We start from the raw sequence: 26,085 nt of genomic DNA, 5'->3' as shown, positions 1-26,085 counted from the left end.
CGACACACGCGTCAAAAATCGATAGCAAAAGCCTGCCCAGCGCGGGCTTTTTTGCCCCCCGAAGCCGCCCGGCCCTGCCGCGAGCGGCTTTTTTTGGCCCAAATTTCAAGGAGCCGCATGCTCACCCCTCAATTTCTCCTCCCCCTCGCAGCCAAGCTGGTGATCGACCTGTTTGCCGGTGGCGGCGGCGCATCGACCGGCATTGAACAGGCCATCGGCCGGCCCGTCGATGTCGCAATCAACCACGACGCCGATGCCATCGGCATGCACGAGGTCAACCACCCGCAGACCAGGCACTACCGTTCCGACATCCGCGAAGTGGATCCACTGGCCGTGACCAAGCGCGAGTTGGTAGGCCTGCTGCATGCATCGCCCGACTGCACGCATCACAGCCAGGCCCTGGGCGGCCAGCCCCGCAACGGGGAAATCCGGTCGCTCGCGTGGATCGTCATCCGCTGGGCCGGCAAGACCCAGCCCGATGTCATCACGCTGGAGAACGTCGAACAGATGATGCAGTGGTCCCCGCTGATTGCGAAGCGCGACCCAGCCACCGGCCGCGTCGTCACGCTGGATCGCATCACGGACCCCGCCACGGGCAAAGCCACCTTCCGCGTAGCCGAACCCGGCGAGGTGGTGCCGCGAGGCAATCAGTTCCTGGTGCCGGACCCCAAGCACAAGGGCCGCAACTGGCGCCACTTCATCCAGGCGCTGCGCGACCTGGGCTACAAGGTGGAATGGCGGGTGATCTGCAACGCCACCCTGGGCTCTCGCAGCACCCGCACACGGCTGTACCTGATCGCCCGCCGCGACGGCCTGCCTATCGTGTGGCCAGCGCAGACGCACTGGAAGAATCCGAAGGCGGGCCAAAAGCCATTCCGCGAGGCAGCCGAGTGCATCGACTGGAGCATCCCCGGGCAGAGCATCTTCGGTCGCAAGAAGGAACTGGCGCCGGCCACCATGCGGCGGATCGCGCATGGCCTGGACAAGTTCGTGCTGAACAGCCCCCAGCCATTCATCGTGAACATGGCCCACGGCGGGAAGATCGAAATGCTCGACCGGCCCATGAGCACCATCGCCACGGAAAAAGGTGGCTGCCGCGCCCTGGTGTCGCCCACCCTGATCCAGATAGGCTACGGCGAAGCCAAGGGCCAGGCGCCGCGCGTGCTCGACCTGTCCCAGCCCCTGGGCACGGCCGTGGCCGGCGGCATCAAGCACGCCATCAGCTCTGCATACCTGGTGCAGGCCGGGCACGGCGAGGGCAAGGACGGCGGCAAGCGCTGGAGCCACGGGGCAAATGACATCAAGGGACCCCTGGGCACCGTGACGGCCAGCGGCGGTGGGCAGAGCCTGGCATCCGCGTTCATGGTCCAGGCCAACGGCGGGTTCAACAGCACGCCGGCCCGCGACCTGCGCGACCCTGTATCGACCGTGACCACCAGCGGCAGCCAGCAGCAGTTGATCGCCGCACACCTGTGCACGCTGCGCCGGAACAGCCTGGGCCGCGACATGCGCCAACCTGTGCCCACGGTCACCGCCGGGGCCGAGCACCACGCCCTGATCCAGTACCACCTGTCGCCCGAACAGGAAGCCGGCGCCCTGCGCTGCGCTGCCTTCCTCATGCGCTACCACGCCAGCGGCGGCCAGTGGGCGGACCTGCGCGACCCCATGACCACGATCACCACGCGCGACCGCCTGGCGCTCGTGACCGTGTGGCTCAAAGGCGAGCCCTGGGTGATCGTGGACATCACGCTGCGCATGCTGGTGCCGCGTGAGCTCTACAACGCTCAGGACTTCCCCCCTGGCTACGTCATCGACCGGACCGCCTCCGGCAAGCCCCTGACGAAAACCGCCCAGGTGCGGATGGTGGGCAACTCCGTGAGCCCCGTGCCCATGCAGCAGATCGTCTCGCTCAACTCGCCCGAGTCCACGGCCTGGCAGCTACGCCGCGCGGCATGACCAAACGTTTCCACCCACAACCCAGGCTCGCCTCCCGCGGGCCGCTTCATTTCCAGATCGCCATGACCAACCACGACTCCAAACTCCCCCCTCCCGCCTACTTCGAAGAACTGGCTGCGATGCAGCTGCTGATGCCCCGCGCCAAGGTGCTCGCGGCCCTGGCCGATGCCTACGACCAACCCGGTGCAGCCGTACCCCTGACCCAGATCGAGGAGCCGGCTGCCCTGGCCAACGTGAGCAAGGAGCAGTACGCACGCATGTTCGGTGCGGCTTGCGAGGCCCTAGCCCAAGTCAGCGACTGCCTGGGCATCAATTCAGACATCGACCCCGGCGCCGAGCCGATCATTGCCGCCATCGAGCAGCTGCGCGTCGGAAAGACTCATCCTGTGCTGGACGATCGCTGGAAGGTCCGCATGCTCGACGGCCGCGCTATCGAGCGCGACGAGATGGGCCTGGGCGATCACCCCGAACTGCCGCTGCTGGACGAAGGCATGATGCCCCGCAGCTTCTTCGCAGCACTCGGCCTGGAGCTGACCCACACGATGGCCGAGGACCAACTCGACGGCAATGCTCTCGAAGCCATGGGCGAGGCAGTCAACTGGACCGACTGGGCGCCCACGCCGCCCCAGGGCGACGGCTGGAAGCTGGTTTCTATCTTCGACACCGAAGAAGGTCCCGTCGCGTGGTGGCTGCGCGAGTTGCCCGAAGCCGAGGACAGCACAACGACCATCCGCACTCTGAAAGCCGAGAACGAGCGGCTGCAGAAGGCACTCAACGAGCTGGCCGGCATCTTCCATGACCAGATCGTCGCTCAGCAAGCCGCCTACATCGAATGGCAGCACGGCGCGGGCGCGGAGGCTGCGATGGGATGGATCGAGAACGGTCTCTGCGGCCCTGGCCACATTCCTGACGAGGACGCCCCCTATGGCAAGGAGGCGCAGGCCTGGTTCGACGCCAACAAGCATGAGCCATTCCCGGCATGCCCATGCGGACGCCCCTCAAACATTCTTTGGATGGGCAAGGGCTTCTGCTGCAACGCGCACTACGACGAGGCCTTCACAGCCCACCAAGCCACCAAGGCCGCTGAATCCGCCAGCGTGCACATGCCACCGCACAAGGAAAGCTGACATGCAAGAACCCATCGAAATCACAGTGCGCAACGAAACCGAGAGCGGCTGGTGGGTGGACCAGGATCAATGGTTCGCCCAGAAGATCTGGCCGCTCACCGGCGTCTGGCAAGCCGTGCGCCTCAAAAACGGCCACATCACCAGCGGCGTGGTTCTCGCCGGCTACAGCGGCTGGCGCGACGGCAATTACAGGCCGATCAACGTCGTGCAGTGGCTGAAGCCCGCGCGATGGTTTGCCTCACCAGAAGACATCGAAGGCAAGGTCGATGAGTACGCGGCATACCGCCACGCCGTGCTCTACGACCGCAAATCGCCGATGCGTGCTCATGCGCAGCAGAAAGGGCCTGCATAGCCATGGCCTGCCAGAAGCGACACAACTGGCACGACAAGCGCGCACCGCACCCCGACGACGAACCAATCACCTGGCCCGCACCCGCGGGCCTTTGTTTTTGAAAGGTGCCCACCATGAGCATCAGCCTAACCCTCTCTGAAGACGAAATCAGGGAGCTCACCCACTACCAATGGCCCTCCATGCAGCTCAAGGCGCTGCACAAGCGCGGATTCTTCCGTGCACGGCTCAGCGAGCGCACGGGCAAAGTGCTGCTGGAGCGCGACCACTATCTGGCCGTCTGCGCTGGGCCAGCTCCGTCCACCGCGCCGCGCGTGCGGCCGCCGCAGATGCGGAGGCCGGCATGAGCAAGCGCCGCAGCGACCTGCCAAAGCGTGTCTACGAGAAGGGCGGCGCCTATTGGCATGTCCGCGCCGAAGGGAAAAAGCGGATCTGGATGCGCCTGTCCACCATCCGCGACGGCCTGCCCGCTCTGTACCGCGCCCTGGCCGATATGGAGCAGGCAGACCAGGCCCGGGACAGCATGGCCGCACTGATCGCGGACTGGCTTGCGGAGGTCGGCAGCCGACACAGCGTGAAAACGCAGGCCAACGATGCCTACCAAACGCGCACCATCTCCGAATCGTTCCAGGAGTTTCGCGCGCAGGAGGTCACCGCGCCGGCCATCGTGGAGTTCCTGAAACACTTCAGCGACAAGCCGCGCACCTACAACGCCTACCGCTCCATGCTGCGAGAGCTGATGCGGTTCGCCGAAGAAAAAGGCTACCGGCCGCCCGGCACGAACCCTGTGGACAGCCTCAAGACCATGTCCGTGAAGGCGCGCACGCGGTACATCACGGATTCCGAGGTGCGCCGCATCAAGGTGGCCGTGATGTACGGGGACGATGGCAAGCGCACGCGCTCCGGCCACACGATCTGTGCGTTGATCGACATGGCGTACCTGACCGGGCAGCGCATTGGCGACCTGCTGACCTTGCGGTGGAGCGATGTGGGCAAGCAGGGCATTGCGTTCCAGCCGGCCAAAACCGAGGGCTCGACCGGCGCCCAGGTCCTGATCGCATGGACGCAGCGCCTGCGTGACGTTGTGGACCGCTTGCGAGCGCTCCCCAACCAAAGCCCTGATTTCGTGTTCTGCACGCTGCAGGGCCAGCCCTACACCTACTCGGGCGCGTCCACCGCCTGGAAACGGGCAGTGAAGCGGGCCGGCGTCAAGGACTGCCATTTCCACGACCTCCGCGGCAAGGCCCTTACCGATGTGGACCGTGGGCGCGGAATCATGGAGGCGCAGCGCATGGGCGCCCACTCCACCCAGTCCCAGACCGCCGACTATGTGCGTCACAAACGTGCGCTGAAGGTGGACGCGACACGCTGAATTTCTTCTAACGCGCCTCTGCGCTGCCTATGGCGGGCAGCACCATTTGCAGATGCGCGCGTTAGAAGAAAACGGTGCAAGCCGTTGATTTCAATAGTTCGACCGGCTGCTTTGGGAGCAGAGGGTCGCGAGTTCGAATCCCGCCGCTCCGACCAAATGATTCAAGCCCCTGGTTCGAAAGAGCCAGGGGCTTTTGTCTGTCCAGATCGCAATTGCCCAACCGAGCGTCGCCAGCGCAGCGCCCGCAGCACGAGCACAAACCTTTCACACCCTTGCCTCCAAGACTGGCAACCAGCCAGCAGATCGGCCCATGCGACTTTGGGAAATGGCAGCAGCTTGCGTTGAGCCTGCTCCTACAGCCCCGCAAGCCACGCCAGGCCAGACTGGGACTCCCAAATCAAGAAGGAGCCCCAATGAATTCCAACAGCCTTCAGCGCCGCACAGCCTTGGCCCTCGTGATGTCCGCAGCACTGTTGGGTGCATGCGCCCAGACCCAGCCGGCGCCCAATGCGCCCGTCACTGCGGTCATGGGAACGGTTGACCTGAGGGAGCCCGCTCCGCTTGCGCCCGACGCCGTGCTGGTCGTCGAATTGCAGGACACCTCGCGCGCCGATGCTCCCGCCCCGGTGATATCCCAGCAGTCCATGCGGCTCGAAGGCCTCAAGCCGCCCTACAGCTTCAAGCTGCCCGTCGAGCCCAGCCGCCTGAATCCTGCCTCGCAGTACACAGTCACCTCACGCATTACCCAGGGCAACCAACTCATCTTCATCAATGACACCGTCCACCCGGTGCTGACCCGTGGTGCAGGCTCGAAGGCCGACATGATGCTGGTGCGCGTCGCTCCCTGACCCCAGTCCTTCAACAACCAAAGCCCTCAGGAAACCTGGCGGGCTTTGTCACGCAGGGCGCCAGACCGCCGTCAAGGCATGCCGTTGGCGCCATGCAGGCGAAAGCCCGGCCGCTCGCAAAGCCGTTCGTAGTAGGCGCGGACTGCAGGCAATTCAGGGCGCTCCATGGGCGCCGACATCCAGCGGTGCGTGGACAGGCCCAGCACGATATCGGCCAGGCTCAATTGCGCGCCAGCAGCAAAGGCGCCGGTGCGCGACAACTGGTCCTCCAGAATGCGCATGTGGCGATGCCAGTTCGCCATGCTGCCGGCCAGTTGCACGGGGTCCTGGTGCTCGGGGCTGTTTCTCACCAACCCCATGAATGCATAGCGCCAGGCATTGTTCAGCTCGGTGGCCTGCCAATCCATCCACTGCTCGACAAGCGCGCGCTCGGCGGGTGCTGCCGGCAGCAGGTCCTGCCGGTCATGGCGGGCCGCCAAGTAGCGGCAGATGGTATTGGACTCCCACAGCACCAGCGGCCCATCAAGCAGCACCGGAACCATCGCATTCGGATTGAGCGCCAGAAATCCCGGCTCCTGCGTCGATCGATGGCCTGAACCCCATTCCTCCTGGTGGAAAGAAATTCCCAGCTCCACGCAAAGCCACAGCACCTTGCGCACATTGATGGACGATGACTTGCCCAGAATCCTGATCATTCGCTGCCTTCTTCGGTTTCGGTGATTTGCAGACCTGCATTGTCCCGCGCCATCCGACAAGAAATGCGACCGAACCTCTACCGCTGCCGCATGATGCAGGCATGCCTCTGGAAAAGCCCTCATCACGCCCAAGCGCCTGCGCCCCCTCGCCCTCAGATGCCGACCTCTGGACTGCCTACATTGATGCAAGCGCCGTACCCAACCCCGGACGCATGGCCATGGGCGCCGTCATCACCGCACCCGACGGACGCCGCCACCTTCTGTCCGAGCCCTGCCACGAGCGAGGCTGCAATAACGAAGCCGAACTGCGCGCCCTGATGGCCGCGCTGCAGGCCCTGCAAGGCCTGCAGGCGCGCCGCCTGACCATCTTCACGGACAGCAGCATCCTGGTGGAGCAGCTGACTCCATCGCTACGCCCCATCAAGCCCATCGCGCGCCTGGCAGACCTCTTTGATGAGGCCCGCACCATGCTGACCGGGTTCGAGCACGTGCAACTGCGCTGGATACCCCGCCACCGCAACACCGAGGCCGACGCCCTGGCCAGGGAAGCTCTTTTGCAGGCGTGAATCCCGCTCCGCACCAAAACACACACACCCGCACCCACACCCTTTCGCAGGGCCTCGACTCAGCCCGCCTGCTGCCTGTCCAGGCGCTTGAGGAACACACCAATCTCCTTTACGACCTGGGCATCCCCCTTCTGCTGCGCGCAGGCCAATCCCGTATTCCACGCCCGCCGCGCTCCAGCAGCGTCGCCCAGCGCCAGCAATGCCCGGCCCAGCAGCTTCCACGCCACCGAATAGCCGGGATCGAGTTCAGTGGCCCGCTCCAGGTGTGAATGAGCCACCTCAGGCGCCTCGTTTTCAAGATAGGTCTTGCCCAAGGTACAGCGCAGCAGGGCCGAGTCCTTGCCGGATGCGAGCAGGCCCTCAAGCCTTTGCGTCATTTCATTCATCTTCAAACCGCTTCTGCGGCAACACAGGCCCATGGCTCCAGCGGCAAATTCTGCCTCTGCTATAATCCCGTGGTTGTCTGCGCAGGCAATGCTGTATCTCACGCCGGCGCGTCGTGCACTACGACGAAAAAAACAACGGTGACAGCCGCAGAGACGTTCTGCCGTAAAACGATGGTCGCGTAAGAGCCATCGTCCACATTCCCAGAAAAAAGCCCGCTCCACAGCGGGCTTTTTGCATTGCACGGCGCATTTGGCTTGAGGCGGTCGCATCGGAATACAAAAAAACAGCTTTACGGCTCAGATGCATGCAACTTCGGCTGCTTTGACCCCATCAAGCACCTTGTTTCAATTTACACTTGACAACCAGGAAGGACCGGAGACGCAGACGCAAGCGCTCTCATTCAAAACCCCTAGCATGTGTCCTTCCTGGATTGATCGCATGGAACGCTCCATTCAGCGCCCCGGCCGCCTCCGCAGCCGGGGCGTTTTTTCTTGAGCGGCACCACGCCAGATACCAGCCCAGCAGGCGAAAACCGCAAAACACAAGCTTTTTCTAATTCCAGAGAAAGTTCTGGGTTTATTTGAGAATGATTCTTGTTTGCGTATATCATTCAATCCACGCTGCATCATTCATGGTGTTGCAGCAGTTCAGTTTCATCGTGGGGCGACTCGTCAGGCCAGTTCAGCCTGCAGTCGTTTTTGCCAGCCAGCGGTATGCCGGTTAGCCAGGCTCTTTTTCAAGCACGATCGTTTCTGGATCTCTCTCTCATTGCTTGCACCGAGACGGCGCCCGCAGCAGCAGACGCGCCACTTTCGCACCCAACCCGGCCATCATCAAGCATCGGCCTGCGGTTGCACACCAAGATCCTCTCCCACCCATACCTGTTGCACGCAGTCGGGCAAATGCCTGTCCGCAGTGTCCCCGGCCCCAATGCAAAAGGCCCGGCCTGCACGTGGTGCAGACCGGGCCTTTTCACGGCAGCATCAAGGTTTGCGGCGGCGCAGGCGGATGGCCAGTCCACCAATCATCAGGCTCAGTAGCGCGATCGCCCACTCGCTCAGTGACGGAATCGCCGCCGGCGTACCGCCACCTACCGCGGCAGGCAGCACCAGGGCCGAAGGGTCTTCCACACGGCCATTGGCCAGAAGATCGTCATCGCCCAGGCCGCCATCGCGCAGCACGAAGGAGACTACGCGCCCCTGCAGCGTTGCAGGTATGCGGTACCAGTGCTGCGTGGTGTTATCTGCCGTGCGGCCCCACTTCCAGTATTCAGCACCACTGGGCAAATCGTTCGGATAGGTCAGCCTGACCGTCACGAGCGCACCCGCATCACAGCCATCCGTATTGAGCTTCAACAGCCCGTGTGGCACCACCGCCCCAGGACGTGGTGTACCCGGTGCCGCCATGACCTGCGGCGGCTCGGCCAGGCGGCAGTTGGCACCACCGCCCACGACTTCGCCCGCAACCGCAATCTGGCTTGCTCCGGTGATGTTGAATCGATTGGCCGGGTCCACTGCGCCCGCTGCGGTCGCCAGCAGCGGATAGCTGGCCGTCACAGCCGCATGGACACCATCGCTCACGCTCAGTTGAAGGCTGGCCGGACCGGCCACCGAAGCCATGTACATGGCGGCGCGCAATTGCTGCGATACCTGTTCGGGGCTGCCGCGCAGTTGTATGCCGGGCTGTGCAGCATCTGCATCCTCCAGGCCCAGCACCTGTCCGCCGCTGGCGACGATGGACAGTGTGACGACGGGGCTGTCGGCATCGGCCACCACCACGTCCGCCAGATCGGCCGCCTGCCCCACCACCACGGCCTGCGCATTGGCAGGCACGCCACTGAACGAGGGCGCCTGGCCACCGAAATTCAGCCCCAGGAGGATGGGGTTGTGATCACTGGAACGATAGGCAGTGGGCGCATAGAAGCTGGCCTGCTGATCGAGCGACTTGAACTCGACGTTGTAGTCGAGCACCTCGGGCTCCTCGGCATTGATGGCCCACTTGACCGCACGCCCCACGCTGGGCTGCAGGCTGGTGCTCACCAGCACATGGTCCAGCGAACCCCACATTCCGTCGAATGCATAGGACAGCCCCTGGGAGACCTTGACATAGCCGCCGGTCTCCAACGTGGTGATGGGGTCTTCCTTCGCATAGGCGTTGAAATCACCCACCAGCACCACGTGGGGGCTGGTCGCGCCTGTGGGCCGGGTTGCCAGCCAGTTGCTCAGTTGCTGGGCCGTCTTCACGCGCGCCGCGTTGTTGGCGCCCTGGCCGTCGAGCACGTCCGCATTGCCCGCGCCACCGAGCACGCTGCCCTTGGATTTGAAATGGTTCACCACCAGCGTGAACTGCTCCGTGCTGCCGCCCACGGCAAAGGTCTGCGCAATCGGCACCCGGGCTCCGCCGATGCTTCCGTTGAAGGCATCGTAGGTAGAGACATTGGGTGCCGCTGCGCTGCCCACCGGCGTGACGCGGTCGCTGCGATAGACGATGGCCACGGTAATGGCATCCGTGCCCGCGCCTGGCACCGTGCCTGCAGCCTCAGTGAAGGGTGCCTTGACTACCGCATACACGGCGCCGGCAGGCTTGTCGGCACTCGCGTTCAGGGCGTCGGCCAGATCCTGGATGGCGCTGCCCGGACCAAAGCCATTGTTCTGCACCTCCATCAGGCCATACACATCGGCGCCCAGCCCCAGCAGATTGGCCACGATCTTGGCGCGCTGCCTGTCCAGCTCGGCAATGCTGTTGGCACCGCGAATGCCCTGCTGGTTGCCCAGCGGCGTGTTGAACATCACCTGAGAAGAGCCGCTTGTGGCACCGGTCAGGTTGAAGAAATTGAGAACGTTGGCAGACGCGATCTTGAGCGTGGCCGCTCCCACGGCCTGCTGCAATTCAGCAGCAGAAGGGCGCGCGGCTCCCGTGAACTGCGGCGTCTGCGTGGGCTGCACGCGGTAGCTGGTCAGATAGGGCTCGCTGGCGGCAGCATCAAAAAACTGGTCGAGCACGCCGATGACGCGATCCACGCCATCGCCAGCGCGCAGCGTGTTGGACGCCGACAGCGGCAGGCCGCCACGACCCGGCACGAACTCGGGATTCTGGGCCCCCGAGCGATCATCGAGAATGATCTGGCTGCGCTGCAGCGTCTGCACGTAGGCTGCATAGCCCGCCACGCTGGGAGCGTTGACTTCGGTGTACTGCGCCAACGGCGTATCGGCAGACAGCGTGACATTGCCGTAGCGGCCCAGCGTGCGGTTGTCGCTCACCACCAGCTTGCCGCCTGCGGTGGCGGACGCCACCTCCACACGCATGCCTTCCAGACGCTCCCATTGCCCCATGTCGCTGACAGGCAGTGCGATGCGCACCGGCTCCGGCAAGGCCGCCGCGCCGCGGACGACGAAGTCCGTGATGGCGCTGAGCTGGGTCTGATTGCGGAACTCGCTCACCGAGGCGGAAATCTGCACCAGCTTGCCCACCGTGCTCTCATCCACGCCAGGATTGGCGTTGCCGTAGTAGACAAAGATGCCCTCCGAGGTAGCAGCGTCCCCATCGGAGTCTGCCGCCTCTTCCTGCATGAAGAAACCGCTCAGTCCAGGCATATAGGCCGTCACCACGGCACTCACCGTCACCTTCTGCCCCACCAGCGGAGACTGATCGCCAGAGCCCTGGACCGCAGAAATCCTGGTGACCGGCGGCTCGTCTCCTGTCGTGAAGCCCAGCGTCGTGCCGGTCCACACATTGCCCGAGGTATCCAACACCGGCTCGCCCACGGAAACCAGGCTGTAGGGCGTATTGACCGCCAGCCGCACACCCGCGTTGAGCGTGATGGTCGAGCCACTGAATTTCACCTGCGCCGCATCGCCAGCCTGCAGCGTTGCCACCACCGTGGCGCCCTGGCGCAGTTCGAAGCTGCCGCTACCGGGCTTCACCGCCTCATCGAAACTCAGCTTGATTTCGGGATTCAGCGCCACCCCGGTTGCCGCCTCCGCGGGAATGCTTGCCTGCAGCGTGGGCGCCGTGGTGTCGGGCAGCGCCAGGGTGATGGAGACGTCATCAATGGCCAGGCCGTGGTCGTTGCCCACATCATTGAGTTCCACCCAACGCAGCCACAGCGTGGCACCTGGCGCCCAGCCCAGGCCGCGCAGATCCCCGCCCACATTGTTCACCCGCCCGGCCGCATTGCCGTCCACGGCGGCGGCAGTTCCGGTGGCAACAGGCGATTGCCAATTGAAGTTCGCGCCGGCAGGCAGCCATTCAGGCACGTCGGCAAAGGTGGCTCCCATGCCGTACTCCAGCACCATGGGCTGCGGTTCCGTATTGCCACCGTTGCGCCATTGCTCGCCGTTGAATCGCAAGGTGATGCCATCGACCGAGCCGCCCGTGTCATTGCGCACCGCCAGCGCAATCCAACCCGCTACAGCGCCCTGGGCCGGGCTGCCAAAGTAGGCCCCGCCTGATGCCACTCCCCCCAAGGCACGGTCCGTGCTCAGCCCCAGGCTGTAGAAGCTGCCGGTGTTGGAGGCACCATTGCCAGCCACATAAGAGGTGATGGATGCCAGGTTCTTGTTGAAGAGAAACCAGCCCGGCAAGGTGCTGTTATTGACCCAGGCCAGCCCCGCCCCGGACGCGGCCAGGGTGTCGAAATTCTGCGTGTAGGTGCCGTTGAAGGGAACCTGCGCCCATACCCCGGCAGATGCCGACAGAAGCAGGCCCGCACCATACAGGCGCCAACGATGGCGCTGCAATGGCGCACTCATCGGATTGGCCGGGTTGAAAACAAATGGAATCAGCGTGGCAGCAATGGACATGGATGCGCAATAAAAAAACAATGCGCTCCCCCCCATGGTTGCGCAACTCCCGGTTTATCGCGCATGGAGATGACCAGCCTGTGACTCGGCAGATGCTCCCCCGTCCTACGTGCAGACTCGCCTCTCACCCATCGGCCGGCCTGCGCACGGCAGGCATCATCGCCATCAGTTTCTGCACCGTTTCATTGCCGGGTCTGGGGCATTTCCTCCTCCCTCCCTCTCATTCCCCCAGGAAGCTTTCAAAAAGCACCGGCTCTTTCTTCCCAGGCCAGCGCAAGCCGCTGGCCTTTTTCTTGGGCGCACCTCATCGCCCCAACCATCCCCATCACCTGTTCTGAACGCGCCACGTCGCTGGTGACCGTTCCCGCATCCGCACCCTCTTTTTCTTACTCATAACTTACAAAATATTCATGCCCGTGATATACACGCGCATCTCCCACTGAAAATCATCATTGCCATGACATCCGACTACAAGGCCCTGCTGCAACAAAAAGCCGAGCTTGAGAAAAAAATCGACGCACTCATCCAGCACGCGAAAACCGATGCGATCGCTGAAGCAAAGGCGATGGTGCAGCAATATGGCCTGACGAAGGAAGACGTCTTCCCCTCCGCCAAGAGCAAATCCGGCAAGCCCGGCACGCGCAGCATGGGAGAGCCCAAATTCCGCAACCCTGAAACCGGCGCCACCTGGACAGGCCGCGGCAAGCCGCCCAAATGGATAGAAGGCAAGGACCGCGCAAGCCTCGCCATCTGAGGGTCGACACCGGGCGCCGGCCATGCCTCCAGTCGGCACCCCCTATTCCGCCGCGATGCCATACCATGCGATTTCCACCACAAGGAGGAAACGCACATGAGCAAACAGAGCACAGACACCCTGTTGGCAGCAGAACTGGCTGACCACTTCATAGAAGTCATCCTGTCCAACAAACCGGAGCTGCTGGTCTCGGGCATCGGCGGGGTGGCAGACCTGCACCACATACAGCATGGCGCCAAGGCCCTGGCGCATTTCCGCCTCACGCTGATCCAGGAACTGTCGCAACAGCCCATGCCCGACATGGGCAGCAACTGAATCAACCCTGGGCCAGCCTCCTTGCCGAGCCCGCTCCCGCAGCCCGTGCGAAATCCGTGCGATTCCGACGACACCGCAGAACACTTGCAGGCAAAAAAACCGCCACACGCTGAGGTCATCAGTGTGTGGCGGTGTCTTGGATGGTGGAGCTGGCGGGAATTGAACCCGCGTCCGCAAGCCTTCGCCGGGCAGATCTACATGTTTAGCGTTCTGTTTTGAGTCTCGCTTCCCAAGTCGCGCAGGCGCACGCTACCCGGGATGCCAGCTTCCTTGGATCTTGCCACGTACTAAGAAGCCCAGCACGCAGCCAGCTGATGTAAATTCCCTTGCAGCCGGGAGGTATTGCTACCCCCTTGCCCAGCCCATCAGCGTGCTGTTGCAAGGCTCACCGGATTTAAGCGGCGAGTGCGAAACGTTCGTCGTTTGCAGTTAGTTTTTTGAATGGAGATTTACGAGCGTCACTCAAGCTCGACATGCACCACACCGGTCCCGAACCCACGTCGAAACCAGGACAGCCCCAAGGCTCCTATCTTAGCCTCTTTCCAGCAGTTTCAAGAGCTCCAGTGGAGAATAGATTTGCGCATCCGCCTGCCACTGCAGCGTATCGCCCGCTGCGCCAAGGTAGCCGTAGCAGGCCGCCACGGTCTTCATGCCTGCGGCCTTGCCTGCAACGATGTCGCGCTCATCATCACCCACATAGACAAAACTCTGCGGCGGCAGGCCGATACGCGCGGCAGCTTCCAGCAACGGCGCTGGATGGGGCTTTGCGTGGGGCGTGGTATCACCGCTGACGATGGCACCAGCGCTCGCGAAAAGCGGCATCTGCTGCGTCAGCGGATCGGTGAAACGCATGGATTTATTGGTGACCACACCCCAGGGCATGGATGCCGCCTGGAGCTGTGCAATGAGCTCCGGGACACCATCGAACGCATAGGTGCGCTCGGTCATGCACTGCTCGTAGTTGCGGAAAAACTCCTCGCGCATCTCCGGAAACTCCGGCGAGTCAGGCGTGAGCCCGAAGCCCACTCCCAGCATCCCCCGTGCCCCGGCGCCCGCCATGGGCCGATACCGCTCATAGGGAAGCGACTGCAGGCCACGGTCAATGCGCATCCTGTCTGCGGCCGCACCCAGGTCGGGTGCACTGTCGATCAAGGTGCCGTCCAGGTCAAACAGAACAGCTCGGACTTCTTGCCACATGCGGCTCACCCTTCTGCCCGGCGCGTTGCCAGCATGTAGTTCACCGATGTGTCCGCGCTGAGCCAGTAGCGCCCGGTGATGGGGTTGTGCTGCAGGCCCTTGCTGGCCTGCAGGTCAAGGCCAGCCTGACGGGCAAACATCGCGAGTTCGCTGGGCTGGATCAGCTTGGCGTACTCATGCGTCCCCTTGGGAATCATCTTGAGCAGGTACTCAGCCGCCACAATGGCCAGACCAAAGGCCTTGGCACTGCGGTTGATCGTGGAGAAGAACACCCACCCCCCAGGCTTGACCAGCTCGGCGCAGGCCGCGACCACGGAAGCGGGATCGGGCACATGCTCGAGCATCTCCATGCAGGTCACCACGTCAAAGGAGCCCGGCTGCTCCTCGGCCAGACGTTCCACGCTGACTTCGTGGTAGTGGATGTTCGGAGTGCCCGTTTCCAGCGCATGCAACTGGGCCACGCGCAATGCCTTGGTGGCCAGGTCGATGCCCACCACCTCTCTCGCCCCCTTGCGGGCCATGGAATCGGCGAGGATGCCGCCACCGCAGCCGACATCAAGGACCCTGCGGCCCTTCAAGGGAGCTTGCGCATCAATCCAGTCCAGGCGCAACGGATTGATCTGATGCAAAGGTTTGAACTCACTTTCCGGGTCCCACCAGCGATGGGCCAGGCTGGAGAATTTCTCCAGCTCCGCCGGGTCGGCATTGACGTTGATTGCGTTGCTCATGGCTCGATTGTCGGTGATTGCGACGACCGTTCGGCCATAAAAAAAGCCCCGTTGCCGGGGCTTTTGCGGGAAGCAATCGAAAGATTACTGAGCGGCGCGGGTGCCGACCACTTCGATTTCCACGCGACGGTTCTTTGCGCGGCCTTCCTTGGTCTTGTTGTCGGCGATGGGCTGCTTTTCGCCCTTGCCTTCAGTGTAGACGCGGTTCTTTTCGATGCCCTTGGACACCAGGTAAGCCTTCACAGCTTCAGCGCGGCGAACCGACAGCTTCTGGTTGTAGGCGTCAGAGCCAACGGAGTCGGTGTGACCGACGGCGATGACCACTTCCAGGTTGATGCCCTTGACCTTGGAGGCCAGGTCATCCAGCTTGGCCTTGCCTTCGGGCTTCAGAACCGACTTGTCGAAGTCGAAGAAAGCGTCAGCAGAGAAGGTCACCTTGGAAGCCACGGCCGGAGCGGGAGCCGGTGCCGGAGCGGGAGCTGCCGGAGTGGGCGTTGCGGCAGGAGCCACAGCGGCTGCCACAGGCTTCAGGGCACCGTCGCAGTCAGCTGCTGCAGTGGCGGGCGTCCAGTTGGCATCGCGCCAGCACAGTTCGTTCGTGCCGTTCTTCCACACCAGTTCGCTGGTGCCGTTTTGCCAGTTGTCGATGGTCTTGCCACCGTCAGCAGCCTTCACTTGTGCGCCAGCAGCCGTTGCGAGGGCGGCAGAGGCAAACAACATCGCCACTTTGTTCAGTTTCTTCATGGTTCTCCTCTTGGGGAAAAAGCCGCAGCAGGGCTGCGAATCTGTGGACGTTATCAGTGACCATCACCAAAAACGTTGAATTGATTGTGCCATACGTCACAAGCAGACGGACCGCCAAGCGGGCGCCAACAAGTAGGACAGCGGCGGAATTCCAGGGTTATGTTGCTCGGCTGCTACACGTCATTCGACCTAAAATGGGCCTTTTCCCGCCGTCAGAGTATCGCCACACATGACCCAGTTTGCTAAAGAAACCCTGCCCATCAGCCTCGAAGAGGAGATGCGTCGCAGCTATCTCGATTACGCAATGAGCGTGATCGTGGGCCGGGCGCTGCCCGATGCGCGAGATGGTCTCAAGCCTGTGCATCGGCGCGTGCTGTTCGCCATGCACGAGCTCAACAACGACTGGAACCGGCCGTACAAGAAGTCGGCGCGTATCGTCGGCGACGTGATCGGCAAGTACCACCCGCACGGAGACAGCGCGGTGTACGACACCATCGTGCGCATGGCACAGGACTTCTCGCTGCGCCACATGCTGGTCGACGGGCAGGGCAACTTCGGTTCGGTGGACGGGGACAGCGCGGCGGCGATGCGTTACACCGAAATCCGCCTGTCCAAGATCTCCCACGAGATGCTGGGCGACATCGACAAGGAGACGGTGGACTACGGCCCGAACTACGACGGCAGCGAGCGCGAGCCGCTGGTGCTGCCCGCGCGGCTGCCCAACCTGCTGGTCAATGGTTCCTCGGGCATTGCCGTGGGCATGGCCACCAACATTCCTCCGCACAACCTCAACGAGGTGGTGGATGCCTGCCTGCACCTGCTGCAGACGCCTCAGGCCACCATCGACGAGCTGATGGAGATCATTCCCGCGCCTGACTTCCCCACGGCCGGCATCATCTATGGCATCAACGGTGTCAAGGAAGGCTATCGCACGGGTCGCGGACGCGTGGTGATGCGCGCCAAGTGCCACTTCGAGGACATCGATCGCGGCCAGCGCCAGGCCATCATCGTTGACGAGCTGCCCTACCAGGTCAACAAGAAGACGCTGCAGGAGCGCATGGCCGAGCTGGTGCACGAAAAGAAGATCGAAGGCATCAGCCACATCCAGGACGAGTCCGACAAGTCGGGCATGCGCCTGGTGATCGAGCTCAAGCGCGGCGAAGTGCCCGAGGTCGTGCTCAACAACCTGTACAAGCTGACCCAGCTGCAAGACACCTTCGGCATGAACATGGTGGCGCTGGTCGATGGCCAGCCCAAGCTGTGCAACCTGAAGGATCTGGTCGAGGTCTTCCTGCAGCACCGCCGCGAAGTGGTCACGCGCCGCACGGTGTACGAGCTGCGCAAGGCGCGCGAGCGCGGCCATGTGCTGGAAGGCCTGGCGGTCGCGCTGGCCAATATCGACGACTTCATCGCCATCATCCGCAACGCGCCGACGCCGCCTGTGGCCAAGGCCGAGCTGATGACGCGCAACTGGGACAGCAAGCTGGTGCGCGAGATGCTCACGCGCACCCGCACCGATGGCGGCGTGGTCAACGCCGACGACTACCGCCCCGACGGGCTGGAGCGCGAATTCGGCATGCAGGCCGATGGCCTGTACCGCCTGTCCGAAACCCAGGCCCAGGAAATCCTGCAGATGCGCCTGCAGCGCCTGACCGGCCTGGAGCAGGACAAGATCGTCGCCGAGTACAAGGACGTGATGTCCGTCATCGAGGACCTGCTGGACATCCTGTCCAAGCCCGAGCGCGTGTCGGCCATCATTGGCGACGAGCTCAAGCAGATCAAGGCCGAGTTCGGACAGAGCAAGGTCGGCGCCCGCCGCAGCACAGTCGAGTACAGCGCGCAGGACCTGTCCACCGAGGACCTGATCACGCCCACCGACATGGTGGTCACGCTCAGCCACACGGGCTACATCAAGAGCCAGCCGCTGTCCGAGTACCGCTCGCAAAAGCGCGGCGGACGCGGCAAGCAGGCCACGGCCACCAAGGAAGACGACTGGATCGACCAGCTGTTCATCGCCAACACGCACGACTATCTGCTGTGCTTCTCCAACCGCGGCCGCCTGTACTGGCTCAAGGTCTGGGAAGTGCCCGCAGGTTCGCGCGGCTCGCGCGGACGCCCCATCGTCAACATGTTCCCGCTGCAGGATGGCGAGAAGATCAACGTGGTGCTGCCGCTGACGGGCGAGTACCGCAGCTTCCCGGCCGACCACTATGTGTTCATGTCCACCAGCATGGGCACCGTGAAGAAGACGGCGCTGGACGAGTTCTCCAACCCGCGCAAGGCCGGCATCATCGCCGTGGGCCTGGACGAGGGCGACTTCCTGATCGGCGCTGCTCTGACCGACGGCAAGCATGACGTGATGCTGTTCAGCGACGGCGGCAAGGCCGTGCGCTTCGACGAGAACGACGTGCGCCCCATGGGCCGCAACGCGCGCGGCGTCAAGGGCATGAACCTGGAAGAAGGCCAGAGCGTGATCGCCATGCTGGTGGCCGAGGACGAGTCGCAAAGCGTGCTCACGGCCACCGAGAACGGCTACGGCAAGCGCACCTCCATCGTGGAGTACACGCGCCATGGCCGCGGCACCAAGGGCATGATTGCCATCCAGCAGTCCGAGCGCAACGGCAAGGTCGTCGCCGCCACCCTGGTGCATGCCGATGACGAAATCATGCTGATCACCGACACTGGCGTGCTGGTGCGCACCCGGGTCTCGGAAATCCGCGAACTGGGCCGCGCCACCCAGGGCGTGACGCTGATCTCCCTGGACGAAGGCGCCAAGCTCGGCGGCCTGCAGCGCATCGTTGAAAACGATGCCAACGAAGTCGAGGACGAGGCCACGGGCGAGGAGGCCACGGGCGGCGACGAAGCCGCTGCCGAAGGCACGGGCGAGCCCGCCTGATGACCCAGCCGCCGCTAGGGCTGCCTCCCGCCCCGGGAGCACAGCCCCAGCGGCGGCCCAGATTTTTGACAGTTGCAGGCACCGCCCGAACTGGCGCCTGCGCGTGACTTGACAGTGAACTCCATGAACCGCCCTTACAACTTCTCCGCCGGCCCCGCCGCCATTCCCGCCGAAGTGCTGCAGCAGGCAGCCGCCGAAATGCTCGACTGGCACGGGTCCGGCATGAGCGTGATGGAGATGAGCCACCGCGGCAAGGAGTTCATCTCCATCTATGAACAGGCCGAGGCCGACCTGCGCGAGCTGCTGGCCGTACCGCCCGAGTTCAAGATCCTGTTCATGCAGGGCGGCGGCCTGGCCGAGAACGCCATCGTTCCCCTGAACCTGTCGCGCGCCGGCACGGTGGACTTCGTGCTCAGCGGCAGCTGGAGCCAGAAGTCGGCCAAGGAAGCACGCAAGTACGTGGCCGACGCGCACATCGCGGCCAGCGGCGAGGACGGCAAGTTCACCGCCCTGCCCGCCCCCGAGAGCTGGCAACTGAGCCGCGGCGCCAGCTACGTGCACATCTGCAGCAACGAAACCATCCATGGCGTGGAGTTCCAGGAGCTGCCCGACCTGAAGGCGCTGGGCTGCGATGCTCCGCTGGTGGTTGATTTCTCCTCGCACGTGGCCTCGCGCCCCGTCGATTGGAGCCGCGTGGGCCTGGCATTCGGCGGCGCACAGAAGAACCTGGGCCCGGCCGGCCTGACCCTGGTCATCGTGCGCGAGGATCTGCTGGGCCACGCCCTGCCGGCCTGCCCTTCGGCCTTCGACTACAAGACCGTGGCCGACAACCAGTCGATGTACAACACGCCTCCGACCTGGGGCATCTACATCGCGGGCCTCACGTTCCAATGGATCAAGCGCCAGACCGAAGGCGGCCTGACCGGCGTGGCAGCCCTGGAGGCGCGCAACATCGCCAAGGCCGACCTGTTCTACCAGTACGTGGATCAGTCCTCGTTCTACGTGAACAAGGTCGCTGCCAATTGCCGCTCGCGCATGAACATCCCCTTCTTCCTGCGCGACGAATCGCGCAATGACGCCTTCCTGGCCGGAGCCCGGGAACGCGGCCTGCTGCAGCTCAAGGGCCACAAGTCCGTCGGCGGCATGCGTGCCAGCATCTACAACGCCATGCCCATCGCTGGCGTGCAGGCGCTGGTGGAGTACATGCGCGAATTCGAACAGCGCAACGCCTGACCGACCCACACTCCCGCCCATGAGCACCACACCCCAAGCCTCTCCCGATCTGGCGCATCTGCGCGTGCAGATCGACGATATCGACCAGCAACTGCTGGACCTGCTGAACCGACGCGCCCGCGTGGCAGAGCAGGTCGGCGAGGTCAAGAAGCGTGAAGGCACGCCCTTCTTCCGCCCGGACCGCGTGGCCCAGGTCATCCAGAAGATCGAGTCCGCCAACCCCGGTCCGCTCAAGAACGGCCATGTCTCGGCCATCTGGCGCGAGATCATGTCGGCCTGCCTGGCGCTGGAGTCGCCCCAGCGCGTGGCCGTGCTGGGCCCGGCGGGCACTTTCTGCGAGGAAGCCGCCATCCAGTACTTCGGCGGCGCGGCCGATCTGATGTACTGCAACAGCTTCGACGAGGTGTTCCACGCCACGGCCGCAGGCAGCGCGCAGTACGGCGTGGTGGGCGTGGAGAACTCCAACGAAGGCGTGGTCACGCGCTCGCTGGACATGTTCCTGCACACGCCCTGCCACGTGGTGGGCGAGGTCAGCCTGCTGGTGCGCCACAACCTGCTTCGCAGCAGCAACACGACCGAGGGCATCGAGGTCGTGGCAGCCCATCCCCAGGCCCTGGCACAGTGCCAGGGCTGGCTGGCCAAGCACCTGCCGCATGCCGAGCGCCGCCCGGTGTCCAGCAATGCCGAAGGCGCTCGCCTGGCAGCGCTGCACCCCAACATCGCCGGCCTGGCCAGCGAACGCGCGGCCCAGCAATTCGGCCTGCATGTGGTGGCGCATGCCATCCAGGACGATGCCTACAACCGCACGCGCTTCGCCGTCATCTGCCTGCCGCACACGCTGGCCACGCCCTCGCCCAGCGGCCAGGATTGCACCAGCATCATCATCTCCGTGCCCAACCGCCCCGGCGCCGTGCATGACCTGCTGGTGCCGCTGAAGAAGCACGGCGTGTCGATGACGCGCTTCGAGTCACGCCCCGCGCGCACCGGCCAGTGGGAGTACTACTTCTACATCGACCTCGAAGGCCACCCGGCACAGCCCAACGTGGCCAGCGCGCTGGAAGAGTTGCGCGGCCTGTGCGCCTTCTACAAGGTGCTGGGCACCTACCCGGTATCCAAGTGATGCAGCCCTTTGAACAACTGGGCCTGATCGGCTGCGGCCTCATGGGCGGCTCGTTCGCCCTGGCGCTCAAGCAGGCAGGGCTGGTCAAGCGCGTCGTGGGCTACAGCAAGTCGCCTTCGACGACCGAACGCGCTCGCCAGATGGGCGTCATCGATGTGGAGGCCCCCTCCGCCCTGCTGGCCGCCGCCGGTGCCGACCTGGTGCTGCTGGCCGTGCCCGTGGCGGCGACCGAGGCCACGCTCAAGTCCATCAAGCACCTGGTCACGCCCGAGATGATGATCATGGACGTGGGCTCCACCAAGGTCGATGTGGTGCATGCCGCCCGCTCGGCCCTGCGCGACCAGCTCGGCTCCTTCGTGCCGGCCCACCCCATTGCAGGCAAGGAAGTCTCGGGCGTCGAGCACTCCGACCCCCAGCTGTACAAGGGCGCACAGGTCATCCTGACGCCCACCGAACGCACGCTGACCGACCACCTGCAAAAGGCCCGCTCCCTGTGGGAACTGCTGGGCTGCCGCGTGCGCGCCATGTCGCCCGAAGCCCACGACAGCGCCTTTGCCACGGTCAGCCACCTGCCGCATCTGCTGGCCTTCGCCATGATGCAAAGCGTGATCACCCAGCCCGACTCCGACGACGTGCTGTCCCTGGCCGGCCCCGGCTTCCGCGACTTCACGCGCATTGCCGCAGGCGATCCCAAGATGTGGCGTGATGTGCTGCTGGCCAACAGCGAGCAGGTTCTGGCACAGTCGCGCCAGTTCCAGCAGGCGCTGCAGCAACTCGAATCCCTGATCCAGGCCGGTGACGGACAAGGTCTTGAAGACCGCCTGACCCTGGCCAGCGCCGCGCGCGCCCATTGGCGCATGGGCGCTCCGCGCCGCTGACGCGCAACGCAGGGCAAGCGCCAGACGCAAGCCCGGCGCACCCAAAGCGCTCCTGTGCATTGCGGCCGGCGCGGCCGCAATGCCTCCCGACAGCCTGTTTGCATCCGAATCGCCATGTTCAGTACCGCCTTTCTCGACATCCCCCCTCTTTCCCGCGCGCAGGGCACGGTGAGCCTGCCGGGCTCCAAGAGCATCTCGAACCGCGTGCTGCTGCTCGCGGCACTGAGCCAGGGCACGACCGTGGTCCACGACCTGCTCGACTCGGACGACACGCGCGTCATGCTCCGGGCCCTGCAGCAACTGGGCTGCACGGTGGAGCCCGCGACCATCACCCTTGGCCAGCCCGTGCGCATCACCGGCCTGGGCGGCGTCCTGCCCTCCGGCGCCAGCGCCGAACTGTTCATGGGCAACGCCGGCACGGCCATGCGGCCGCTGACGGCAGCCCTGTCCGTGCTGGGCGGCGACTTCAAGCTCAGCGGCGTGCCGCGCATGCATGAGCGCCCCATCGGCGATCTGGTCGATGCGCTGCGCCAGCTCGGCTGCCGCATCGACTATCTGGGCAACGAGGGCTTTCCTCCGCTGCATATCCGCCAGCCCGATTTCTCGCAGTTGCCGCACAGCCCCATCCAGGTGCGTGGCGATGTCTCCAGCCAGTTCCTGACCTCGCTGCTGATGGCGCTGCCGCTGCTGGCCAACACGCGCGACATCACCATCGAAGTCGTGGGCGAGCTGATCTCCAAGCCCTACATCCACATCACGCTGGAATTGCTGGCCCGCTTCGGCATTGCCGTGCACAACGAGAACTGGCAGCGCTTCACCATCCCGGCCGGCAGCCGCTACAGCTCGCCGGGCGAGATCCATGTCGAGGCAGACGCCTCGTCGGCCAGCTACTTCATCGCACTGGGCGCCATCGCCTCGGACAGCGCCGAAGGCATCCGCATCCTCGGCGTGGGACGGGACTCCATCCAGGGCGATATCCGCTTTGTCGAGGCCGCGCGCGCCATGGGCGCCGAGGTGGAAGGCGGCCCCAACTGGCTGTGCATCCGCCGTGGCGCATGGCCGCTCAAGGCCATCGACCTGGACTGCAACCACATCCCCGATGCCGCCATGACGCTGGCCGTCATGGCCCTGTATGCCGATGGCACGACCACGCTGCGCAATATCGCAAGCTGGCGCGTCAAGGAAACCGACCGCATCGCGGCCATGACCAAGGAGCTGCGCAAGCTGGGCGCCGACGTCGAGGAGGGTGCGGACTACATCCGCATCACGCCGCCCGCGTCCACCGCCGCATGGCGTGCGGCCAGCATCCACACCTATGACGACCACCGCGTGGCCATGTGCTTCTCGCTGGCGGCCTTCAACCCGGCCGCCCTGCCCGTGCGCATCGAAGACCCCAAGTGCGTCGCCAAGACCTTCCCCGACTACTTCGAGGCCCTGTTCTCGGTCTGCGAAACGGCCCGCGCGCGCATTCCCGTGATCTGCATCGATGGCCCCACGGCCTCGGGCAAGGGCACGATTGCCGCCGAGGTCGCCCAGGCTCTTGGCTACCACCTGCTGGACTCGGGCGCGCTGTACCGGCTCACGGGGCTGGCGGCATCGCGCGCCGGCCTGGTGCTGGACGAACCGCACGCCCAGCAGATCGCCGTGCTGGCGCGCGAGTTGCCCGTGCGCTTTGACGCCGAGCAGCGCATCTGGCTGGGTGACGAGGATGTCACCCTCATCCTGCGCAGCGAGGAGTCGGGCATGAACGCCTCGCGCGTCTCGGCCCTGCCTGCCGTGCGCGACGCGCTGGTGGACCTGCAGCTGTCCTTCCAGCAGCTTCCGGGGCTGGTTGCCGACGGCCGCGACATGGGCACGGTGATCTTTCCCCATGCTCCCCTCAAGGTCTATTTGTCGGCCTCCGCCGCCTGTCGCGCCGAGCGCCGGCATAAGCAGTTGATTTCCAAAGGAATTGCCGCTAACATAAGCGCCCTTCGGGCTGACCTTGAAGCACGCGATGCGCGGGACATGAACCGCAGCGTTGCGCCGCTCAAGCCCGCCCAGGATTCCATGCTGCTTGACAGCTCCGAGCTCTCCATCGAAGAGGTGGCAGAACAGGTGCTTTCGTGGTGGCAGGAACGCCAGCCGTTCGGCCGCGACTGATTGCCAGTTGCGCCGCACGTCGGCAAACCCGCCCTCCGGGCCCAGACATGGCGGCACCGCCCCATGTACGGCCCGAGGTCCATAGACTCCAACACAGTGGTTGAACCCACAACACCTCCGCAAACAGTCCTAGAAACGCCTGGCAATAGTGCCGGCGGAAACCTGTTTGCGGGCAAGGAAATACATGTCTGAATCTTTTGCCTCCCTGTTTGAAGAATCGCTGCAACGCACGGAAATGCGTCCTGGCGAGGTCATCACCGCTGAAGTCGTGCGCGTCGAGCACAACTTCGTCGTCGTGAACGCTGGCCTGAAGTCGGAAGCCTACGTGCCAATCGACGAATTCAAGAACGACCAGGGAGAAATCGAAGTCCAGGTGGGCGACTTTGTGTCGGTCGCCATCGGCTCGATCGAAAACGGCTACGGCGACACCATCCTGTCGCGCGACACCGCCAAGCGCCTGGCCTCGTGGCTGGCTCTGGAAAAGGCCCTGGAATCGGGCGAATTCGTGACCGGCACGACCTCCGGCAAGGTCAAGGGCGGCCTGACGGTGCTGGTCAACGGCATCCGCGCCTTCCTGCCCGGTTCGCTGATCGACACCCGTCCGATCAAGGACCTGACTCCGTACGAAAACAAGACGATGGAGTTCAAGGTCATCAAGCTGGACCGCAAGCGCAACAACGTGGTGCTGAGCCGCCGCGCCGTGGTCGAAGCCTCGATGGGCGAAGAGCGCGCCAAGCTGATGGAAACGCTGAAGGAAGGCGCCATCGTTCAAGGCGTGGTCAAGAACATCACCGAATACGGTGCGTTCGTGGACCTGGGCGGCATCGACGGACTGCTGCACATCACCGACATGGCATGGCGCCGCGTGCGTCATCCCTCGGAAGTCGTGCAGGCTGGCCAGGAAATCACCGCCAAGATCCTCAAGTTCGACACCGAGAAGAACCGTGTCTCGCTGGGTCTGAAGCAAATGGGCGACGACCCGTGGATGGGCGTTTCGCGCCGCTACCCCTCGAGCACCCGCCTGTTCGGCAAGGTCACGAACATTGCCGACTACGGCGCGTTCGTCGAGCTGGAACCCGGCATCGAAGGCCTGGTGCACGTCTCCGAAATGGACTGGACCAACAAGAACATTGCTCCGACCAAGCTCGTTACCCTGGGTGACGAAGTCGAAGTCATGGTGCTGGAGATCGACGAAGACAAGCGTCGCATCTCGCTGGGCATGAAGCAGTGCAAGGCCAACCCCTGGCAAGAGTTCGCCCAGAACACCAAGCGCGGCGACCGCGTCAAGGGCCCGATCAAGTCGATCACCGACTTCGGCGTCTTCGTGGGTCTGGCTGCCGGTATCGACGGCCTGGTGCACCTGTCCGACCTGTCCTGGAACGAGCCCGGCGAAGCTGCCGTGCGCAACTACAAGAAGGGCCAGGAAGTCGAAGCCATCGTGCTGGCCGTGGACGTCGAGCGCGAGCGCATCTCCCTGGGCATCAAGCAGCTGGACAGCGATCCCTTCACGACCTTCGTGACCGTGAACGACAAGGGCCAGATCGTGTCGGGCAAGGTCAAGACGGTGGACGCACGTGGTGCTGAAATCGACCTGGGCGAAGACATCATCGGTTACCTGCGTGCTTCGGAAATCGCCGTGGACCGCGTGGAAGATGCCCGCTCGGTGCTGAAGGAAGGCGACGAGATCACCGCCGTGGTGGTCAATGTGGATCGCAAGACCCGCAACATCCAGCTGTCGATCAAGGCCAAGGACCAGGTCGACCAGCAAGAAGCCATGGCTTCCCTGTCCGCTCAGTCGGCCAAGGAAAACGCCGGCACGACCAGCCTGGGCGCTCTGCTGCGCGCCAAGCTGGACAACTCCGACAAGTAATCAGCAGCCAGTCTGCTGACCGCTGAAGGTCGGATGCGACGGGCGCCTCCGGGCGCCCGTCGCCATTTCAACCCCTGATTCCTATCCCTGTCTCTTATACACATCT

The 26,085-nt window shown here is 64.1% G+C and carries 21 protein-coding genes and 1 other RNA gene; 15 read left to right on the top strand and 7 right to left on the bottom strand.

Features of this window, described 5'->3' with window-relative positions:
* Window positions 1–117: 117 nt before the first annotated feature.
* The 6 genes from JHD82_RS10685 (at window position 118) to JHD82_RS10660 (ending at window position 5,652) form a co-directional block, all read left to right on the top strand.
* Complete coding sequence (locus tag JHD82_RS10685; protein ID WP_199136403.1) at window positions 118–1,956, top strand: DNA cytosine methyltransferase; 1,839 nt, start codon at window positions 118–120, stop codon at window positions 1,954–1,956.
* A 62-nt stretch (window positions 1,957–2,018) separates the two neighbouring features.
* Window positions 2,019–3,083, top strand: coding sequence for a hypothetical protein (locus JHD82_RS10680; RefSeq protein WP_199136401.1), 1,065 nt, complete (start codon window positions 2,019–2,021; stop codon window positions 3,081–3,083).
* Between the two features lies 1 nt (window position 3,084).
* Window positions 3,085–3,435, top strand: coding sequence for a hypothetical protein (locus JHD82_RS10675; protein ID WP_199136399.1), 351 nt, complete (start codon window positions 3,085–3,087; stop codon window positions 3,433–3,435).
* A 113-nt stretch (window positions 3,436–3,548) separates the two neighbouring features.
* Complete coding sequence (locus JHD82_RS10670; protein WP_199136397.1) at window positions 3,549–3,779, top strand: DUF4224 domain-containing protein; 231 nt, start codon at window positions 3,549–3,551, stop codon at window positions 3,777–3,779.
* Window positions 3,776–4,804 (top strand): tyrosine-type recombinase/integrase, encoded by a 1,029-nt coding sequence (locus tag JHD82_RS10665; RefSeq protein WP_199136395.1) that lies wholly within the window; start codon window positions 3,776–3,778, stop codon window positions 4,802–4,804. The genes JHD82_RS10670 and JHD82_RS10665 overlap by 4 nt, the downstream gene beginning before the upstream one ends.
* 413 nt (window positions 4,805–5,217) lie before the next feature.
* A complete protein-coding gene (locus tag JHD82_RS10660; protein WP_013801640.1) occupies window positions 5,218–5,652 on the top strand; it encodes a YbaY family lipoprotein in 435 nt (144 codons plus the stop codon).
* A 71-nt stretch (window positions 5,653–5,723) separates the two neighbouring features.
* Here the strand turns inward: JHD82_RS10660 and JHD82_RS10655 are convergent, their stop codons facing one another.
* Window positions 5,724–6,347, bottom strand: a complete 624-nt coding sequence (locus JHD82_RS10655) for a glutathione S-transferase family protein (protein WP_199136393.1) — start codon at window positions 6,345–6,347, stop codon at window positions 5,724–5,726.
* A 101-nt stretch (window positions 6,348–6,448) separates the two neighbouring features.
* On the opposite strand from JHD82_RS10655, the gene JHD82_RS10650 reads away from it, so the two are divergent.
* Entirely contained in the window at window positions 6,449–6,913 is a 465-nt protein-coding gene (locus JHD82_RS10650) for a ribonuclease HI family protein (RefSeq protein WP_199136391.1), read from the top strand.
* Between the two features lie 59 nt (window positions 6,914–6,972).
* Here JHD82_RS10650 and JHD82_RS10645 read toward each other — a convergent pair whose 3' ends face one another.
* Both JHD82_RS10645 and JHD82_RS10640 read right to left on the bottom strand, forming a co-directional pair.
* Complete coding sequence (locus JHD82_RS10645) at window positions 6,973–7,299, bottom strand: tetratricopeptide repeat protein (protein ID WP_012206511.1); 327 nt, start codon at window positions 7,297–7,299, stop codon at window positions 6,973–6,975.
* A 984-nt stretch (window positions 7,300–8,283) separates the two neighbouring features.
* Window positions 8,284–12,051 carry an ExeM/NucH family extracellular endonuclease gene (locus JHD82_RS10640; RefSeq protein ID WP_233174691.1) on the bottom strand — a complete coding sequence of 1,256 codons (3,768 nt, stop codon included), beginning with the start codon at window positions 12,049–12,051 and terminating at the stop codon, window positions 8,284–8,286.
* 508 nt (window positions 12,052–12,559) lie between these two features.
* Here JHD82_RS10640 and JHD82_RS10635 point away from each other — a divergent pair.
* Window positions 12,560–12,856 (top strand): H-NS histone family protein, encoded by a 297-nt coding sequence (locus JHD82_RS10635; protein ID WP_199136387.1) that lies wholly within the window; start codon window positions 12,560–12,562, stop codon window positions 12,854–12,856.
* A gap of 96 nt (window positions 12,857–12,952) precedes the next feature.
* Window positions 12,953–13,171, top strand: coding sequence for a hypothetical protein (locus JHD82_RS10630; RefSeq protein ID WP_199136385.1), 219 nt, complete (start codon window positions 12,953–12,955; stop codon window positions 13,169–13,171).
* 141 nt (window positions 13,172–13,312) lie between these two features.
* Here the strand turns inward: JHD82_RS10630 and ssrA are convergent.
* The 4 genes from ssrA to ompA form a co-directional block, all read right to left on the bottom strand.
* Window positions 13,313–13,690: a transfer-messenger RNA gene (gene ssrA, locus JHD82_RS10625) on the bottom strand.
* Window positions 13,691–13,702: 12 nt separating this feature from the next.
* The gene (locus JHD82_RS10620; RefSeq protein ID WP_043820616.1) at window positions 13,703–14,368 is read right to left on the bottom strand and encodes an HAD family hydrolase; all 666 of its coding nucleotides are present in this window, start codon (window positions 14,366–14,368) and stop codon (window positions 13,703–13,705) included.
* A gap of 5 nt (window positions 14,369–14,373) precedes the next feature.
* Window positions 14,374–15,096, bottom strand: coding sequence for a bifunctional 2-polyprenyl-6-hydroxyphenol methylase/3-demethylubiquinol 3-O-methyltransferase UbiG (ubiG, locus tag JHD82_RS10615; protein WP_012206516.1), 723 nt, complete (start codon window positions 15,094–15,096; stop codon window positions 14,374–14,376).
* 84 nt (window positions 15,097–15,180) lie between these two features.
* Entirely contained in the window at window positions 15,181–15,840 is a 660-nt protein-coding gene (gene ompA / locus JHD82_RS10610) for an outer membrane protein OmpA (protein WP_013801631.1), read from the bottom strand.
* 229 nt (window positions 15,841–16,069) lie between these two features.
* On the opposite strand from ompA, the gene gyrA reads away from it, so the two are divergent.
* The 6 genes from gyrA (at window position 16,070) to rpsA (ending at window position 25,979) form a co-directional block, all read left to right on the top strand.
* Complete coding sequence (gene gyrA / locus JHD82_RS10605) at window positions 16,070–18,736, top strand: DNA gyrase subunit A (protein ID WP_034395021.1); 2,667 nt, start codon at window positions 16,070–16,072, stop codon at window positions 18,734–18,736.
* 123 nt (window positions 18,737–18,859) lie between these two features.
* On the top strand, window positions 18,860–19,969 hold the full coding sequence (gene serC / locus JHD82_RS10600) for a 3-phosphoserine/phosphohydroxythreonine transaminase (RefSeq protein ID WP_012206519.1): 1,110 nt from the start codon (window positions 18,860–18,862) through the stop codon (window positions 19,967–19,969).
* 19 nt (window positions 19,970–19,988) lie between these two features.
* Window positions 19,989–21,089 (top strand): prephenate dehydratase, encoded by a 1,101-nt coding sequence (gene pheA / locus JHD82_RS10595; RefSeq protein WP_012206520.1) that lies wholly within the window; start codon window positions 19,989–19,991, stop codon window positions 21,087–21,089.
* Window positions 21,089–21,967: a prephenate dehydrogenase/arogenate dehydrogenase family protein gene (locus JHD82_RS10590; RefSeq protein WP_012206521.1), complete on the top strand. Its 879-nt coding sequence runs from the start codon at window positions 21,089–21,091 to the stop codon at window positions 21,965–21,967. Before pheA ends, JHD82_RS10590 begins: the two co-directional genes overlap by 1 nt.
* A 114-nt stretch (window positions 21,968–22,081) precedes the next feature.
* Complete coding sequence (locus JHD82_RS10585; protein WP_199136383.1) at window positions 22,082–24,109, top strand: bifunctional 3-phosphoshikimate 1-carboxyvinyltransferase/cytidylate kinase; 2,028 nt, start codon at window positions 22,082–22,084, stop codon at window positions 24,107–24,109.
* Window positions 24,110–24,275: 166 nt separating this feature from the next.
* Complete coding sequence (rpsA, locus tag JHD82_RS10580) at window positions 24,276–25,979, top strand: 30S ribosomal protein S1 (RefSeq protein ID WP_288124655.1); 1,704 nt, start codon at window positions 24,276–24,278, stop codon at window positions 25,977–25,979.
* Window positions 25,980–26,085 lie beyond the last annotated feature (106 nt).

Source organism: Delftia sp. ASV31 (assembly GCF_016428765.1).
GTDB lineage: Bacteria > Pseudomonadota > Gammaproteobacteria > Burkholderiales > Burkholderiaceae_C > Comamonas > Comamonas acidovorans.
This window is presented reverse-complemented; position numbering and strand designations above follow the sequence as displayed.

Excerpts from the sequence above, each read along its gene's own strand:
- JHD82_RS10685 (WP_199136403.1), top strand. The coding sequence starts at position 118 with ATGCTCACCCCTCAATTTCTCCTCCCCCTCGCAGCCAAGCTGGTGATC.
- JHD82_RS10680 (WP_199136401.1), top strand. The coding sequence starts at position 2,019 with ATGACCAACCACGACTCCAAACTCCCCCCTCCCGCCTACTTCGAAGAA.
- JHD82_RS10675 (WP_199136399.1), top strand. The coding sequence starts at position 3,085 with ATGCAAGAACCCATCGAAATCACAGTGCGCAACGAAACCGAGAGCGGC.
- JHD82_RS10670 (WP_199136397.1), top strand. The coding sequence starts at position 3,549 with ATGAGCATCAGCCTAACCCTCTCTGAAGACGAAATCAGGGAGCTCACC.
- JHD82_RS10665 (WP_199136395.1), top strand. The coding sequence starts at position 3,776 with ATGAGCAAGCGCCGCAGCGACCTGCCAAAGCGTGTCTACGAGAAGGGC.
- JHD82_RS10660 (WP_013801640.1), top strand. The coding sequence starts at position 5,218 with ATGAATTCCAACAGCCTTCAGCGCCGCACAGCCTTGGCCCTCGTGATG.
- JHD82_RS10655 (WP_199136393.1), bottom strand. The coding sequence starts at position 6,347 with ATGATCAGGATTCTGGGCAAGTCATCGTCCATCAATGTGCGCAAGGTG.
- JHD82_RS10650 (WP_199136391.1), top strand. The coding sequence starts at position 6,449 with ATGCCTCTGGAAAAGCCCTCATCACGCCCAAGCGCCTGCGCCCCCTCG.
- JHD82_RS10645 (WP_012206511.1), bottom strand. The coding sequence starts at position 7,299 with ATGAATGAAATGACGCAAAGGCTTGAGGGCCTGCTCGCATCCGGCAAG.
- JHD82_RS10640 (WP_233174691.1), bottom strand. The coding sequence starts at position 12,051 with ATGAGTGCGCCATTGCAGCGCCATCGTTGGCGCCTGTATGGTGCGGGC.
- JHD82_RS10635 (WP_199136387.1), top strand. The coding sequence starts at position 12,560 with ATGACATCCGACTACAAGGCCCTGCTGCAACAAAAAGCCGAGCTTGAG.
- JHD82_RS10630 (WP_199136385.1), top strand. The coding sequence starts at position 12,953 with ATGAGCAAACAGAGCACAGACACCCTGTTGGCAGCAGAACTGGCTGAC.
- JHD82_RS10620 (WP_043820616.1), bottom strand. The coding sequence starts at position 14,368 with ATGTGGCAAGAAGTCCGAGCTGTTCTGTTTGACCTGGACGGCACCTTG.
- ubiG (WP_012206516.1), bottom strand. The coding sequence starts at position 15,096 with ATGAGCAACGCAATCAACGTCAATGCCGACCCGGCGGAGCTGGAGAAA.
- ompA (WP_013801631.1), bottom strand. The coding sequence starts at position 15,840 with ATGAAGAAACTGAACAAAGTGGCGATGTTGTTTGCCTCTGCCGCCCTC.
- gyrA (WP_034395021.1), top strand. The coding sequence starts at position 16,070 with ATGACCCAGTTTGCTAAAGAAACCCTGCCCATCAGCCTCGAAGAGGAG.
- serC (WP_012206519.1), top strand. The coding sequence starts at position 18,860 with ATGAACCGCCCTTACAACTTCTCCGCCGGCCCCGCCGCCATTCCCGCC.
- pheA (WP_012206520.1), top strand. The coding sequence starts at position 19,989 with ATGAGCACCACACCCCAAGCCTCTCCCGATCTGGCGCATCTGCGCGTG.
- JHD82_RS10590 (WP_012206521.1), top strand. The coding sequence starts at position 21,089 with ATGCAGCCCTTTGAACAACTGGGCCTGATCGGCTGCGGCCTCATGGGC.
- JHD82_RS10585 (WP_199136383.1), top strand. The coding sequence starts at position 22,082 with ATGTTCAGTACCGCCTTTCTCGACATCCCCCCTCTTTCCCGCGCGCAG.